The organism is Allobosea sp. GW822-FHT03F07, from assembly GCF_058801345.1.
This window is the reverse complement of the sequence record NZ_JBXAND010000002.1, coordinates 39,352-54,169: the sequence shown is the minus strand read 5'-3', so window position 1 is coordinate 54,169 and position 14,818 is coordinate 39,352. Positions and strand designations below refer to the sequence as shown.

At 66.0% G+C, this 14,818-nt stretch carries 10 protein-coding genes; 2 read left to right on the top strand and 8 right to left on the bottom strand.

What is annotated here, in order from left to right:
• Window positions 1-137 precede the first annotated feature (137 nt).
• Window positions 138-1,277 carry a ribonuclease D gene (rnd, locus tag AC1RMY_RS08790; RefSeq protein ID WP_492863622.1) on the top strand — a complete coding sequence of 380 codons (1,140 nt, stop codon included), beginning with the start codon at window positions 138-140 and terminating at the stop codon, window positions 1,275-1,277.
• A gap of 3 nt (window positions 1,278-1,280) precedes the next feature.
• Here rnd and ppx read toward each other — a convergent pair whose 3' ends face one another.
• Window positions 1,281-2,858 carry an exopolyphosphatase gene (gene ppx, locus AC1RMY_RS08785; RefSeq protein ID WP_492863621.1) on the bottom strand — a complete coding sequence of 526 codons (1,578 nt, stop codon included), beginning with the start codon at window positions 2,856-2,858 and terminating at the stop codon, window positions 1,281-1,283.
• Entirely contained in the window at window positions 2,794-4,989 is a 2,196-nt protein-coding gene (locus tag AC1RMY_RS08780) for an RNA degradosome polyphosphate kinase (RefSeq protein WP_492863620.1), read from the bottom strand. The genes ppx and AC1RMY_RS08780 overlap by 65 nt, the downstream gene beginning before the upstream one ends.
• A gap of 257 nt (window positions 4,990-5,246) precedes the next feature.
• On the opposite strand from AC1RMY_RS08780, the gene AC1RMY_RS08775 reads away from it, so the two are divergent.
• Window positions 5,247-6,497, top strand: coding sequence for an acyl-CoA desaturase (locus tag AC1RMY_RS08775; protein WP_492863619.1), 1,251 nt, complete (start codon window positions 5,247-5,249; stop codon window positions 6,495-6,497).
• A gap of 8 nt (window positions 6,498-6,505) precedes the next feature.
• Here the strand turns inward: AC1RMY_RS08775 and AC1RMY_RS08770 are convergent, their stop codons facing one another.
• The 6 genes from AC1RMY_RS08770 to AC1RMY_RS08745 all read right to left on the bottom strand — a co-directional run bounded on the left by AC1RMY_RS08770 (window position 6,506) and on the right by AC1RMY_RS08745 (window position 14,370).
• Entirely contained in the window at window positions 6,506-7,198 is a 693-nt protein-coding gene (locus AC1RMY_RS08770; RefSeq protein WP_492863618.1) for a P-loop NTPase family protein, read from the bottom strand.
• A gap of 24 nt (window positions 7,199-7,222) precedes the next feature.
• Entirely contained in the window at window positions 7,223-8,332 is a 1,110-nt protein-coding gene (locus AC1RMY_RS08765) for an AI-2E family transporter (RefSeq protein ID WP_492863617.1), read from the bottom strand.
• Window positions 8,333-8,441: 109 nt separating this feature from the next.
• Window positions 8,442-8,972, bottom strand: coding sequence for a CDP-alcohol phosphatidyltransferase family protein (locus tag AC1RMY_RS08760; RefSeq protein WP_492863616.1), 531 nt, complete (start codon window positions 8,970-8,972; stop codon window positions 8,442-8,444).
• A gap of 158 nt (window positions 8,973-9,130) precedes the next feature.
• Window positions 9,131-10,259 (bottom strand): peptide chain release factor 2 gene (gene prfB / locus AC1RMY_RS08755; RefSeq protein ID WP_492863615.1). Its coding sequence is split into 2 segments (ribosomal slippage): window positions 9,131-10,189 and window positions 10,191-10,259, totalling 1,128 coding nucleotides; the frame shifts between segments, so codons are not numbered across the junction.
• Between the two features lie 255 nt (window positions 10,260-10,514).
• Window positions 10,515-12,962 (bottom strand): penicillin-binding protein 1A, encoded by a 2,448-nt coding sequence (locus AC1RMY_RS08750; RefSeq protein WP_492863614.1) that lies wholly within the window; start codon window positions 12,960-12,962, stop codon window positions 10,515-10,517.
• A 145-nt stretch (window positions 12,963-13,107) separates the two neighbouring features.
• Complete coding sequence (locus tag AC1RMY_RS08745) at window positions 13,108-14,370, bottom strand: N-acetylmuramoyl-L-alanine amidase (protein ID WP_492863613.1); 1,263 nt, start codon at window positions 14,368-14,370, stop codon at window positions 13,108-13,110.
• Window positions 14,371-14,818 lie beyond the last annotated feature (448 nt).

The following is a 14,818-nucleotide window of genomic DNA, read 5'->3' as shown; positions in this document are numbered from 1 at the left end:
CGGAATTCTGGCGGGCGCTGGCGGCGCGCATGCGGGCATGGTCACGCGGGCGGCTTTCCGCGTAAGCACACGCGAGCGAGCAGAATGTCAAGAACGCCCGCGACATCGCGATGCTCCGTCTGCTAAGAGCCAGCCTCATGAACCTCATCACCACTACCGCCGACCTCGCCGATGCCTGCGCACGCCTGGCCGAGCACCCCTTCGTCACCGTGGACACCGAGTTCCTGCGGGAGACGACCTATTACCCCAAGCTCTGCCTGATCCAGCTCGCCTCGCCCGACGAGGCCGTGCTGGTCGATCCGTTGGCGCCGGATCTCGATCTCGCCCCGTTCTTCGGGCTGATGGTCGATGAAGCGGTGGTCAAGGTCTTCCATGCCGCGCGGCAGGATCTGGAGATTGTCTGGATGCTCGGACGCGTGCTGCCGACGCCGCTCTTCGACACGCAGGTCGCGGCCATGGTCTGCGGCTATGGCGACTCGGTCGGCTACGAACAGCTCGCCAACGACCTCGCCAAGGCGCGCATCGACAAATCCTCGCGCTTCACCGACTGGTCGCGCCGCCCGCTCAACGAGGCCCAGCTCGTCTATGCCGAGGCCGACGTCACCCATCTGCGCGACATCTACCTCGCCTTAAAGGCCGATCTCGAATCGACCGGCCGTGAGGGGTGGGTCGCCGAGGAGATGGCGGTGCTGAACTCGCCCACCACCTACGAGGTCAAGCCGGAGAACGCCTGGCAGCGCCTCAAGGGTCGCATCCGCAAGCCGAAGGAGCTGGCCGCCCTGATGGAACTGGCCGCTTGGCGCGAGCGCGAGGCTCAGCACCGCGACGTGCCGCGCCAGCGCGTTCTCAAGGACGATGCGCTGATGGACATCGTCCAGCGCGCGCCGCGCTCGGTCGAGGCGCTGGCGGAATTGCGCTCCGTGCCCAACGGCTTCGAGCGCTCGCGCTCGGGCGGCGAGGTGCTGGCGGCGATCGAGCGCGGGCTGGCCCTTGACCCCAAGACCCTACCCCGGCTGGAACGGGAGCGCGGTCGCGGCGGTAACGCCGCCGTGCTCGACCTGCTCAAGGTCCTGCTCAAGGCGGTGTCGGAAGCCGAGCGCGTCGCGCCCAAGATCATCGCTTCCTCCGACGACCTCGAGGCGATCGCGTCAGACGACGACGCCAACGTCCCGGCCCTTCAGGGCTGGCGCCGCGAGGTCTTCGGCGAGAAGGCGCTGGCGCTCAAGAGCGGCACGCTCGGCCTGCGCGTCATCCGCGGTCGGGTCGTGGTCGGCTGAAACTCACGCCCGCGCGATCTCGTAGTCGCGGCCGAGCAGTTTGGCGAGTTGCTTGAGACGTCCGATGACGCGTTCGCTCGCCAGCGGACTGAGATCGTCGGGAAGGCGCAGGACCAGTCGGCCATCGACGCAGGTCGCCGGCATGCGCGGCAAAAGCCCCGCCATCCCGGCCGAAAGCAGATAGGCGACGCGGAAGATCGCCGCCAACTGCAGGGCCCGATCCAGGATCGGCGGCGACAGCAACGCCCGCAGCGCCGTCGCGGCCGGCGACGAGGATTTCAACCCGGCATAGCGGTGGAAGATCGACAGTGCCAGGAAGGCACGGCCAGCGTGATCGACCCCGGTGAAATAGGCATGGGCGATGACGTTCATGCTCTGCTCGCCCCGATAATCCGGATGGGCGCGCCAGCCGATGTCGGAGAGCAGGCAGACCGCCTCGATCATCCGTGAGGACAACCCATGCCCCGGCACGCCGGCGGTCTCCAGGATGGTGCGGGTCCACGCGATCAGTTCTGCAGCATGGCGGGGGTCTCGCGCCCGCAGGTGGTTGTAGTCCCGGGCGGAGCCGAGCAATGGATCGGCCGCGCGCTCCTCTGGGGAAAGCTGCTCGTGCAGCAGCCCCTCGCGCACGCCCTGCGCCGAGATAATGACGGAGCGCGGCTTGCCGCGCTTGATCAACTCGTCGAGCACGAGCGCGCCATAGGCCAGCAGCGGGCGCCGGGCCGAGGACACGGAATCGATCGAGTCGAGCCCCGTCAAATCGGCCTTCTCGACCAGCTTGACGAAGTCGGCGACGTCCTTGGCCTGCAAGGTGTAGCCGTGCATGACATTGAGCGGGTAGTTCACCTGACGCATGTGCAGGGTTGCCAACGCACGCCAGGTGCCGCCGACGGCATAGAAGTCCCGGCCCTTCATCGCAGCGATCTGCGGCAGCCGGTCGAGTTCGTCCTTGACGATCTTCTCGGCAACCTTGAGCGAATTCTTCGATCGGTCGAGCAGGGCAAGGCCGCCAAGCGGGACGCTTGCTCCCTCCCCGACCTCGCCGCGCGAGACGGCGATCAGTTCGAGGCTGCCGCCGCCGAGATCGCCGACCACGCCGTCGGGGTTGTCGAAACCCGAGATCACGCCGAGCCCCGACAACACAGCCTCGCGGTCACCGGAGATCAATTCGATCGGCTGGCCGATCGCTTCTTCGGCGCGCGCGATGAATTCGGGACCATTGCTGGCATAGCGTGCAGCAGCGGTCGCGATGACGCGAATTTCGCCGACATGCATGGCCTCGCACAGGATGCGGAAACGCACGAGTGCAGCGATCGCCTTGCCCATCGCGTCGCTGGCCAGCCGGCCGGTCGTCGCGACCTGGCGGCCGAGCCCGGCCATCTCCTTCTCGTTGAAGACCTGCGCGGGCGCGCGCGCCACCATCTCGTAGACGACGAGACGGACGGAGTTGGAGCCGATATCTACGATCGCCAGCGTACCAGCGCCCAGCCCGAGCCGGCCGGGCGCGTTCAGGACCTCAGCCCTTGCGCGCCCCGCGCCGCGAAAGGGAGCGGGGGCTGGAATTGGAGAGTGATTTTCCACGTCCTGACAGACTCGGGTTCGTCATGAAGTACTTATGGGCGTTGAACGACTCTTCGTTCGGCGCCGGGACAATGCGTCGGGAGCCGCCATCGGGCAAGATCGTCCAGCTCTGCTCGTTGTCGAGGAGGTTCGCCAGCATGATCTGTTCGAGCAGTTGCTGGTGGACGGTCGGGTTCAGGATCGGGGTCAGCGCCTCGACGCGCCGGTCGAGATTGCGCGGCATCAGATCGGCCGACGAAATATAGAGCTTCGCCTTGGGGGAAGGCAGGCCGTGGCCGGCGCCGAAGGCGTAGACGCGGGTATGCTCGAGGAAGCGCCCGATGATCGACTTGACCCGGATGTTTTCGGACAGGCCGGGAATGCCCGGCCGCAGGCAGCAGATGCCGCGCACGACGAAATCGATCTCGACGCCGGCCTGACTCGCATCATAGAGCGCGTCGATGATCTCGGGATCGACCAGCGAATTGCACTTGCCCCAGATCGCGCCCTTGCGACCGGCCTTCACATGCGCGACCTCCTCGGCGATGTCATCGAGCAGGCGTTGCTTCAGCCCGACCGGCGAGACTGACATCTTCTCCAGCTCGGCCGGCTCGGCATAGCCGGTGATGAAGTTGAAGACGCGCGCGACATCCTGCGACATCACCGGATCGGCTGTGAAGAAGGAAACGTCGGTATAGATGCGCGCCGTGATCGGGTGGTAGTTGCCGGTCGCGATATGGCAATAGCTGACGAGCTGCCCCGCCTCGCGACGCACGACCAGCGAGAGCTTGGCGTGGGTCTTGAGTTCGATGAAGCCGTAGACAACCTGGACGCCGGCGCGCTCCATCTCCTTGGCCCAGCGGATGTTCGCCTCTTCGTCGAAGCGTGCCTTCAGCTCGACCAGCGCGGTGACGGACTTTCCCGCCTCGGCGGCCTCGGTCAGCGCCTTGACGATCGGCGAGTTCGCCGAGGTGCGGTAGAGCGTCTGCTTGATTGCGACGACATTGGGATCGCGTGCCGCCTGTTGCAGGAACTGCACGACGACGTCGAAGCTCTCATAGGGATGGTGGACGAGCAGATCCTTCTGCCGGATCGCGGCGAAGCAGTCGCCGCCGTGTTCGCGGATGCGCTCGGGGAAGCGGGCGTTGTAGGGTTTGAACTTGAGGTCGGATCGATCGACGCCGACAAGTTGGGAAAGTTCACTGAGGCCTATCATGCCCTCGATCGCGACGACCTCGTCGTCGTCGACCTTCAGCTCCCGCACGATCAGCTTGCGCAGGTGCTCCGGCATGCCGCTGCTGATCTCGAGACGGATAACGACCCCCAGCCGGCGCAGCTTGAGCATCGTCTCGAAGACGCGCACCAGATCCTCGGCCTCCTCCTCGATGTCGAGATCGGTGTCGCGGATCACCCGGAAGGAGCCGGTACCCTTGACGTCGTAGCCGGGGAACAGCTTGCCGATGAACAGCGAGACCGCGTCCTCCAGCGTGATGAAGCGGCGCAGGCCTTCGCGAGCGAGATCGGGCAGCTCGATGAAGCGGTCCATCTTGATCGGCACGCGGATCAGCGCGTCGAGCTGGCGGCCGTCGCTCACCCGCTCGAGCGCCAGCGCCACGGTGAAGCCGAGATTGGGAATGAACGGAAACGGGTGCGCCGGGTCGATCGCCAGCGGCGTCAGCACCGGGAAGACGTAGTTCAGGAAGTAGTCCTCGAGCCAGACGCGCTCCGGCCCGGCGATGTCGCCGGGCGCCAACAGATGGATCCTGTTCTCGTGCAGGTCGCGCTTGAGCTCGACCCAGCGCGCCTGCTGATCGTCCGTCAGCGCCGACACCGCCTTGCCGAGCTCGCCGAGTTGCTCCGCCGGGGTCAGCCCGTCCTGGCTCGGCGTCACGACGCCCGCCTTGAGCTGCTCGCGCAGGCCGGAGACGCGGACCATGAAGAATTCGTCGAGATTCGCCGCCGAGATCGAGAGGAAGCGTAGCTGCTCCAGCAGCGGATGATTGCGGTTGGAGGCTTCCTCCATAACACGGCGGTTGAACTGCAGCCAGGAGAGCTCGCGATTCACGAAGCGTGACGGCGACTGCCGCAGCGACGTCGCCTCCTCGGCGAGAATGGTTTCCACGGCTTCGATGACGCTGGGTTGCGAGTTCATGCCCGTTACTCTCGCTCCCCTGGCTCTCGTTCCGGTCGCTGCTCTGGCCACATTGGTCTCCTTGCGCGTCTTGAAGCCATCCTAGCGTGACACTTCGATGACAGACGACACCATTCGCCTCACATGGCACCGGATCAAGCTGCCCTGCGTCGAGCGGTCCCCTTGCATGGCGCGCTCCCGTCCTGTTTCGTGCGGGAAATGGGAGACCCCTCCCGAGCGGCTGCCATCGGCGCCGCGCCCATCCGACAGAGGCAGTCTTGAGCAGCACTTCCCCTCATGACGAAGGCGACATCGTCTATCCGTCCGCGATTCCGTTCGTTCTGGCACATCTGGCCTGTTTCGGCGCCATCTGGAGCGGCGTGACCGCGACCTCGGTCTGGCTGGCCATCGGCCTGTACTGGCTGCGGATGTTTGCGGTGACCGGCGGCTATCACCGTTATTTCTCGCATCGCACCTACAAGATCAGCCGGATCGGACAATTCGCTCTCGCCGTCCTCGCGCAGTCGACGGCACAGAAGAGCGTGTTCTGGTGGGCCTCGAAGCACCGCCATCACCATCGCTATGCCGACACCGAGCATGACGTCCATTCGCCGGTGCAGACCTCCTTCGCCTATTCGCATGTCGGCTGGATCTTCAGCCGCGACCATCACAGCTTCGACGATTCAAGCATCCAGGACCTGACGAAGTTCCCCGAGCTGCGCTGGCTGCACCGCTTCGAGCTTGCTCCCGCGATCCTGCTCGCCACGATCTGCTTTGCGATCGATGGCTGGGCCGGCCTGTTCGTTGGCTTCTTCTGGTCGACGGTCGCCGTCTATCACGCGACCTTCTGCATCAACTCGCTCGCGCATGTGCATGGCGACAAGGACTATGTGACGGGCGACGAGAGCCGCAACAACTGGTGGCTGGCGATCATCACCATGGGCGAAGGCTGGCATAACAACCATCACGCCTATCAGTACAGCGTCCGCCAGGGCTTCCACTGGTGGCAGATCGATCCGACCTACTACATCATCCTCGGGTTGTCGAAAGTGCGTCTGGTGTGGGATCTGAAGCAGCCGCCGCAGGCGGTGATCGAGCGTTCGCAGGCCCTGCCGCCGCGCGTCATCGAGCGCTCGGCCGAGCGGCTTGCGGCGTCTGTTCCGCTCGATCGCGTCGTCATGGCCTTCCGCGAGGCCTATGCCGCGACCCCGAGCCTCGCCGATCTGCATCTGCCGAGCCTGACGCTGGCCGAGCTGAAGACGGCGCTAGGCGAACTTCAGGAGCGCGCTGGGGATCGCCTGGCGGAAATCCAGCAGCAGGCACAAGACGCCCTCGCTGGCTGGGACGCTTCGAGCTGGCAACTGCCGGTCCTGCCCACGCGCGAAGAGCTGAGCGAGAAGGCCGCCGCCATGTTCGTGAAGACGCCTTCGCTCGATGCGATCGCGGCCCGCGCCCATGATCTCCTCGTCGAGGCGATGCATGCGCGCCTCGTGGCGCTGCCGGCGGAGGCCTCGGCCGGCCCGCGCTGAGCCGAGCCTTATTCCTCGGCCGAAAGAGCGGCCAGAGCCTCGGCCGCGAGCGCCCGCGTCACCCGGCGCCCGCGCTCGAGCGAGAGGCGGTCGAGCGCATCGACCAGCGTCCGCGCTGCGGCGAAGGAGCGCTCCATCCGCAGCGCCAGCATCTCGATGATGCCGGTGTCGACCACGAGCTGGCGGTCGATGAAGAGCTTGACCAGAACCGCCCGCAGCAGCGTGTCGTCGGGCGGCTCGATCGTCGCATGCGGCGCGAGCCGCAGCCGCGAAAGCAGGTCCGGCACGCGCAAGCCCCAATGGTCGGGAGCATCGCGCGCCGTCAGCAGCAGATGGCCGCCACGCGCCTTGATCGCGTTCATCAGGTGGAACAGCGCCGCCTCGTCGCGCAGGCCCCGGTCGCAATCCTCCACGACCAGCGCACCGCCCGAAACCAGATGCGGCACCTTGTCCTCGACGACTTCGGAAGCCGGCACAGTCCAGGCATGGGCAGCCTTGGCCCAGATTGCCGCGAGATGGGTCTTGCCCGCACCTTCAGGGCCGACCAGCCGCAGCCAGGCGTCCGGCCAGCCCGGCCACGCCTCGATGAGGCCGTAGGCCGCCTCGTTCGACGGGCCGATCAGGAAATCCTCGACGCCGTAGCGACTGTCGACCGGCAGGTCGAAAGCGAGCTGGCGCGGCCGGCCAGGAATTTCAGGCATTTCGAATCTCAGGCATCAGGAATTTCAGGCATCGGAGTCAATGCGCGCCCGTGCCGCCGCGGCCCGCGTGGCATCGCCGCCATGGTAGATGTTGCTGGCGAGATATTGCCTCAGCGCGAAGCGGCAGAGCACGCCGATGACCGCCGCCAACGGCACCGCCAGCAAAAGCCCGACAAAGCCGAACAGCGAGCCGAAGGCGAGCAGCGCGAACATCAGCCAGACCGGATGCACGCCGATCGAATTGCCGACAAGCTTGGGCTGGAAGATGTTGCCCTCGAGGAACTGGCCGGTGAAGAAGACGGCCAGCGTCGCCAGCGGCCAGGTCCAGTCCGGCCAGAACTGCACGATCGCGACGCCGACCGAGAGCACGAGACCGGTCAGCGAGCCAACATAGGGGATGAACGACAGGAAGCCCGAGATGATGCCGATCAGCGCTCCGAAATTGACCCCAAGGAGGCTCAGCCCCACCGCATAGAAGATGCCGAGCAGCAGGCAGACCAGCGCCTGGCCGCGCAGGAATCCGGCGATCGCGACATCCATCTCATGCAGCAGCCCGCGGATCGTCTCACGATGCTCCAGCGGCAGCCAGCTATCGACCGTGGCGCACATCCGGTCCCAGTCGACCAGCAGGTAAAAGGCGATGACCGGCGTCAGCACCAGCAGCGAGAACACGCCGATGATCGCCGTGCCGCCGGTCCAGAGCGATTGCAGCACGCTGCCGACCCAGCTGGTCGCCTGACCGACGAGATTGCCCAGCGAGTTCTTGGCCTCCTCTGTCAGCTGGGTGCCGCCGAAGCGCTCCAGCCAGGGTGCGCCGCGCTCCATGACGAGCGCCTGCAGCTTGGCGGCGTCGGCCGGAAGGCGGGCGACGAGGCCCGCGAGCTGCTGGCCGAGCAGCGGCGCCAGCAGGACAAGGCCCAGCACGAAGATCAGGAGGAATACGACGAGGATCAGGATCGTGGCCGCCAGCCGACTCATGCCCGCGCGCTCCAGCCGATCCGCCAGCGGATCGAGCAGATAGGCAAGCGCCAACGCTGCAATGAAGGGCAGCAGCACGTCGCGGAATATCACGAGGAACAGCACGAAGACGATCAGCGAGAGTAGCCAGAAGCCGATTTGGCGTTGCAGGGTCATTCTCTGGCCTTCCCGGGTCCGGCTGCGCGCGGTCATCAGATAGGGCGTGGCGGTGAATTGTCCAACCGGCGATCGTCGTTCCCGGCCCAAGCGGCGACTCAGACACCGGTTACGCCGCCATGTGACGCAGCCAGAAGGCCAGGTAGGCGGTCATCGAACCGACCGTCAACAGCGCCACGAAGAGCTGGCCGACCTGCTCCGCCTGGCCGAGATCGATACCGAAGGCGCGCGAACCGAGCAGCAGCGCGGCGAAAATCACCTGCGCGCCGGTGTTGAGCTTGCTGACGATGAAAGGCGATATCGTCAGAGGCTTGCCCATCACCCAGGACAGGACCACGGCCGAGATGATCATGACGTCGCGCGAGACCACGAGGACGACGAGCCAGGACGGCACCGCCCCGACCATCGCCAGCGTGATGTAGATCGAGACGATCAGCGCCTTGTCGGCGATCGGGTCGAGATAGGCGCCGAGTTCGCTTGCCATGCCGCAGCGCTTGGCGAGAAACCCGTCGACGGCATCCGAAACACCGGCCACGACGAAGACGACGAACGCCCACTGCCAGCGCCCGTTCAGGATCATGACGATCACGAGCGGCACCAGAAACAGCCGGCCGATGGTGATCAGATTGGGCAGCGTCATCGAGATCGGCTTCGCATGGTGGCGCGGGAAGCTAGACCAACCAGCCCGAAAGCGGAAACCGGATCGCACGACATCATTCTCGGGCGAAGCGCAGCGCAGACCCGAGAATTCCTGGCGGGCGATGCTCGGGTCGAGCCCGAGCATGACGCGCGGCAGCCTCAGTCGATGTCCTCGACCTCGACTTCCGTGCCGTACACCCGCTGCGCCAGCGACGCCTCCATGAACGGATCGAGCGCCCCGTCCAGCACCTCGGAAGGCGCAGTCGAGCTGACGCCGGTGCGCAGGTCCTTCACGAGCTGATAGGGTTGCAGCACATAGGAGCGGATCTGGTGGCCCCAGCCGATATCGGTCTTGGAGGCCTGCTCGGCATTGGCCTTCTCTTCCCGCTTCTTCAGCTCGACCTCGTAGAGGCGGGCGCGCAGCATGTCCCAGGCCTTGGCCCGGTTCTTGTGCTGCGAGCGTTCCTGCTGGCACGACACCGCGATCCCAGTCGGGATATGGGTGATGCGAACCGCCGAGTCCGTCGTGTTGATGTGCTGTCCGCCCGCGCCCTGGGCGCGATAGGTGTCGATCCGGCAATCCGATTCATTGATCTCGATGACGATGCGGTCATCGACGACCGGATAGACCCAGACCGAGGCAAAGGAGGTCTGCCTTCTGGCGTTCGAATCAAACGGCGAGATGCGCACCAGCCGGTGCACGCCGCTCTCGGTCTTGAGCCAGCCATAGGCATTGTGGCCCTTGAACTGCAGCGTCGCGGACTTGATGCCGGCGGTGTCGCCGTCCTGGTATTCCAGCGTCTCGACCTTGAACTTCCGCCGTTCGCCCCAGCGCCGGTACATGCGCAGCAGCATCTCGGCCCAGTCCTGGCTTTCGGTTCCGCCCGCGCCCGGATGGATTTCGACATAGGTGTCGAGCATGTCGGCCTCGCCCGAGAGCAGCGTCTCGACCTGCAGCCGCGCAGCCTCGGCCTCGACGGCCCTGATCCCGGCCTCGCCCTCGGCGATCGAGGCAGCGTCATCCTCCATCTCGCCGAGCTCGATGAAGGTCAGCGCGTCCTCGAGATCGCGCTCAAGCTTGCCGATGCCCTCGATCTGGGTCTCCAGCGAGGTGCGCTCGCGCATCAGCTTCTGCGCGGCGTCGGCGTCGTTCCAGAAATCGGGCCCTTCCGAGAGGGCGTTCAGTTCCGCGAGGCGGCGTTGAGCGACATCCCAGTCAAAGATGCCTCCTCAGCAGTCCGATCGACTGCTTGGCGTTGTCGAGTTGCGTCTGGATTTCTGGGCGCATGCAATAGGCCTTGGATGAAAAACGAGAGGTTGGGATAGGCGCTAAGCCGTCTCAAGTAAATGCGCAGGACACACGGGAACCCCTCTCCTGTAAGGAGAGGGGCAGGGGCGAGGTGTCGGTCCCTAGACCAGCAAAGCCATAACCCGGTGGGCGGCTGGGGTGAGGTCACGGCTACGACGTTAAACGCCCTTCACCTCACCCTGCCCTCTCCTTACAGGAGAGGGTTCCTCGCGCCTCAATCGGGCAAGTGCGGGCTCAATAAAGCCCGCCCGTTCCCGAGCCGACTGCACGTCCGCCGCCCGGCGCCACGCTGAACGGCGTCGTGCCGTCGCCGGCCGCACCGATGACCGAGTAGCTGTCCGGCGGCGCCGTGCCGGGCTTGAAGGCTTCCAGGATGCCGCCCTCGCCGCCCGAGCGCATGCCGGTCTTGGGATCGACGCGAATCAGCTTGATGCCGGCCGGCACGCGGAACGGCGTCGCAGGCTTGTCCTTCAGGGCCGCCATCATGAAGTCGCGGAAGATCGGCGCGGCATACTGGCCGGCGGTCGCCGAGGTGCCGAGAGACTTCGGCTTGTCGAAGCCCATATAGACGCCGACCGCGAGATCCGGCGAGAAGCCGACGAACCAGACGTCCTTGGCGTCGTTGGTCGTGCCGGTCTTGCCGGCGAGCGGCTTGCCGACCGACTTGACGACGGTCGCCGTGCCGGCGTTGACCACGCCTTCCATGATCGAGACCATCTGGTAGGCGGTCAGCGGGTCGAGCACCTGGTCGCGATTGTCGATCAGGCGCGGTTCGCGCTGATCGGCCCATTTGGTCGCGTCGCAGCCTTCGCAGATGCGCTGGTCGTGCCGGAAGATCGTCGAGCCGAAGCGATCCTGGATACGGTCGATCAGCGTCGGGCGGATCTTCTTGCCGCCATTGACGAGCATGGCATAGCCGGCGGTCATGCGCATGACCGTCGTCTCGCCGGCGCCGAGCGACATCGAGAGCACCGGCAGCATGTCGTCATAGACGCCGAAGCGGCGCGCATACTCCGCGATCAGCGGCATGCCGACATCCTTGGCGAGGCGCACCGTCATCAGGTTCTTCGAGAACTGGATGCCGTAGCGCAGCGTGCGCGGCCCGGTCGACTTGCCGTCATAGTTGCTCGGCGTCCACATGCCGAGCCCACCGCCCTGGTCGATCTCGATCGGCGCGTCGAGCACGATCGAGGACGGCGTGTAGCCGTTGTCGAGTGCCGTCGCGTAGACGAAGGGCTTGAACGAGGAGCCCGGCTGGCGCAGCGCCTGCGTCGCGCGGTTGAACTCGGATTGGTCGTGACTGAAGCCGCCGACCATGGCGAGCACGCGGCCGGAAAACGGATCCATCACGGTGATGGCGCCGTTGACCTCAGGCAGCTGTCGCAGGCGAACCTGGCCCGGGCGGTTTTCCATCGGCTCGACATAGACGACGTCGCCGACCGAGACGGCCTGCGAGACACGTGCGCGCCGCGTCCACTTGATGCCTTCGGCGCCGAGCGTGACCGTCTCGCGGTCGCTCTTCAGATGGCCCGAGGTTTCGCGCAGCGGATGCAGGCCGAGACGAGCACTGTCGCCTGCGACGTCCAGCACCACGGCCAGGCGCCAGGGCGCGACGTCGCCGAGCACCGGCAGGTCGCCGATGGCCAGACCCCAGTCGCGGGCCGAGAGCTCCAGCTTCTGGATCGCGCCGCGCCAGCCGCGCGCCTCGTCAAAGCGGACGAGGCCATCGACCAGCGCCTTGCGGGCCATCAACTGCATCTTGGGGTCGACGGTGGCGCGCACCGAAAGACCGCCCTCGAGCAGCTTCTTCTCGCCATAGCGGTCCTGCAGTTCGCGCCGGATCTCCTCGGCGAAATACCCGGCGGCGATGTTGTTCGGCGAGACCGTGCGCGGGTTGACGCCGAGCGGCTGCTTCTTGGCTGCCTCGCCCGCCTCGCGCTTGACGAATCCGTTCTCGACCATGCGGTCGATGACGTAGTTGCGGCGTTCGATCGCGCGCTCGCGGTTGCGGAAGGGGTGCAGGTCGGTTGGCGCCTTAGGCAGCGCGGCCAGATAGGCGGCCTCCTGCAGGTTCAGCTCATGCACCGACTTGCCGAAATAGTTCAGGGCGGCGGCAGCGATGCCATAGCTGCCCTGCCCCGGCGCCGGCGCGCCAAGATAGATCTCGTTCAGGTAGAGTTCGAGAATCTTGTCCTTGGAATAGGTCGATTCGATTCGCAACGCGACCAGCGCCTCGCGGATCTTGCGCTCGATGTTCTGCTCGGAGCCGACGAGGAAGTTCTTCGCGACCTGCTGCGTGATGGTGGAGGCGCCCTGCGGCCGGCGGCCGGCGGAACGGTTACGGAAATTGGTGATGGCGGCGCGCACCAACCCTTCCGGGTCGACGCCGACATGCTTGTAGAAGTTCTTGTCCTCGGCCGAGAGATAGGCCTCGACGATCAGCTTCGGCACGGCCTGGATCGGCAGGTAGAGCCGGCGCTCGCGGGCGAACTCCGCGATCAGCGAGCCGTCGCCGGCATGGACGCGCGTCATCACCGGCGGCTCGTAATTCCGCAGCTGCGCCGAATCGGGCAGGTCCTTGGAGTAGTGCCAGAGGAATCCGCCCGCGACCACGGCGCCGATCACGAACGCGATCGCGCCAGCGGCGAACAACCATCCGAATAGTCGCAGGATAAAGCGCATCTCAGGCCCTGGCCCTTTGCCGTTACCGCCCGCCTTCCCTTGAAGGCGACGTGTCGCAAATCACGTCTATAGCATGACGTAAATGGCGGAACCGTGGCCTTGCGACCACATTCCGTATCGTCCGCTATCCCTTATGTGGCCGCTCTCAGCGCCGGTTCTCCGCCGCCTTGCCGATGGGTGCCCGCGCGCCGGTGAAATAACTTTCCACCGCGGTCGCGACGGCCTCGACCGCCTTGCCACGCCACTCCGCCGAGTTGAGCAGTTCGGCATCCTTCGGGCTCGACATATAGCCGAGCTCGATCAGCACCGAGGGCACGTCCGGCGCGCTCAGCACGCGAAATCCGGCCGAGCGCAGCGGCACCTTGTGCATCTTCACCGACCCGCCGAGCTTCTCGACGAGGTTGCGCGCGAAGACGGACGAGAAGGTCCGCGTCTCGCGCTTGGCGAGGTCCATCAGGATCCCCGCGACATCCTGCGTGTCCTCGCTGGAGTCGAGCCCCGCAACCGAATCGGCCTGGTTTTCCTTCGCGGCGAGCCGTGCGGCTTCGGCGTCGGTCGCCCGCTCCGACCCTGTATACACGGTGGCGCCGCGCACGTCCTGCGCCTGCGTCAGCGAATCGGCATGGATCGAGATGAACAGGTCGGCGCCGGCAGTCCGGGCGATGCCGACGCGCTCGGCAAGCGGCACGAAACGATCGTCGTCGCGCGTCATCAGCACGCGGTAGCGCCCGCTCGCCTCGAGCTGTTCCTTCAGCTTCGCCCCGAAGGCGAGCACGACCGATTTCTCGGCGATCGACGCCACGACGGCGCCCGGATCGATGCCGCCATGGCCAGGATCGATGACGATAGTCTGGCGCATCTCGCCGGCCGGCTTCACAGGCGGCGGGATGGCCGCCATCGCCTCCGGATCGCGTGGCGGCATCGCCGCGACGGCGGCCTGGAACTCGGCCCGGGTCGCCCGCCGCAGTTCGATCACCAACTCGCCGAACCCGCCGCGAACCGGCCGCGACTCGGCCCGGACCACGACGGCCGGCTGGGCGAGATCGATGATGATGCGGGCCTTGTCCGCCGTGAACAGGCCAAAACGAAAGGCGCTGACGAAGCCGGCGCTCTTGCGCGCGGCCGCAGGCTGCACCTGGAAATTGGTCGAAGGCATGTCGACGATCACGCGGTCCGGCCCCGCGATCACCATCGCGCTGACCTCGACCGGGCGCGACAGCGCCATGGTCAGCCGCACCGTCTCGCCGGCCTGCTCCAGCCTGGCGTCGGTCGCGACCGGAAATTCGTTCTGCGGACGACCATTCCCCTGCGCAGCGACCGCGCCCGCAAAGCCGAGCCAGGCGCAGAGCACCAGACACGTCGGCGACATCGCCTTTGCGACGCGCATGCCGATAGCGGGAAGGCTCAAGGGAGGCGTCAGGTCAATGATCCCGAACTGTCGTCACCAAGGCTTAACCATAGCGACGCGACATCCTAACAGTCGGTTACCATGGCGTGTCCGGATGGTGAACCGATCCGCTTGAGGTGGCTGCCGTTCCCGACGCGATGTGACTTGCAAATCACGGTCACCTGTCTGTAATGGGGATGGTTGGTTTGCAAGACCGCCCATGGTGCGCATCCGGATCCGAGGATCCGTCGGCGTCCGGGGTCTGGCTGCAAGAGGCCAACCACAACGGATCGTCCGCAGACGGCCGAGCCAGGCGCGCGCGTTTTCAGCACCAGGCCAACGTCTCGCGAGCGTGCAAACGCGGTGTGCTTCGTCCTTTTTGGGCAAACGCGCCGCAGGTCAGGACAGATGTCGGGGCATACGACGCCGCATAGATCATCGGTGAATCGTCAATACCTGCGGGACTGTG

Bases quoted from the DNA above. Each gene is read 5' to 3' on its own strand.
- rnd (WP_492863622.1), top strand. From the start codon at position 138: ATGAACCTCATCACCACTACCGCCGACCTCGCCGATGCCTGCGCACGC.
- AC1RMY_RS08780 (WP_492863620.1), bottom strand. From the start codon at position 4,989: ATGAACTCGCAACCCAGCGTCATCGAAGCCGTGGAAACCATTCTCGCC.
- AC1RMY_RS08770 (WP_492863618.1), bottom strand. From the start codon at position 7,198: ATGCCTGAAATTCCTGGCCGGCCGCGCCAGCTCGCTTTCGACCTGCCG.
- AC1RMY_RS08765 (WP_492863617.1), bottom strand. From the start codon at position 8,332: ATGACCCTGCAACGCCAAATCGGCTTCTGGCTACTCTCGCTGATCGTC.
- AC1RMY_RS08760 (WP_492863616.1), bottom strand. From the start codon at position 8,972: ATGACGCTGCCCAATCTGATCACCATCGGCCGGCTGTTTCTGGTGCCG.
- AC1RMY_RS08750 (WP_492863614.1), bottom strand. From the start codon at position 12,962: ATGCGCTTTATCCTGCGACTATTCGGATGGTTGTTCGCCGCTGGCGCG.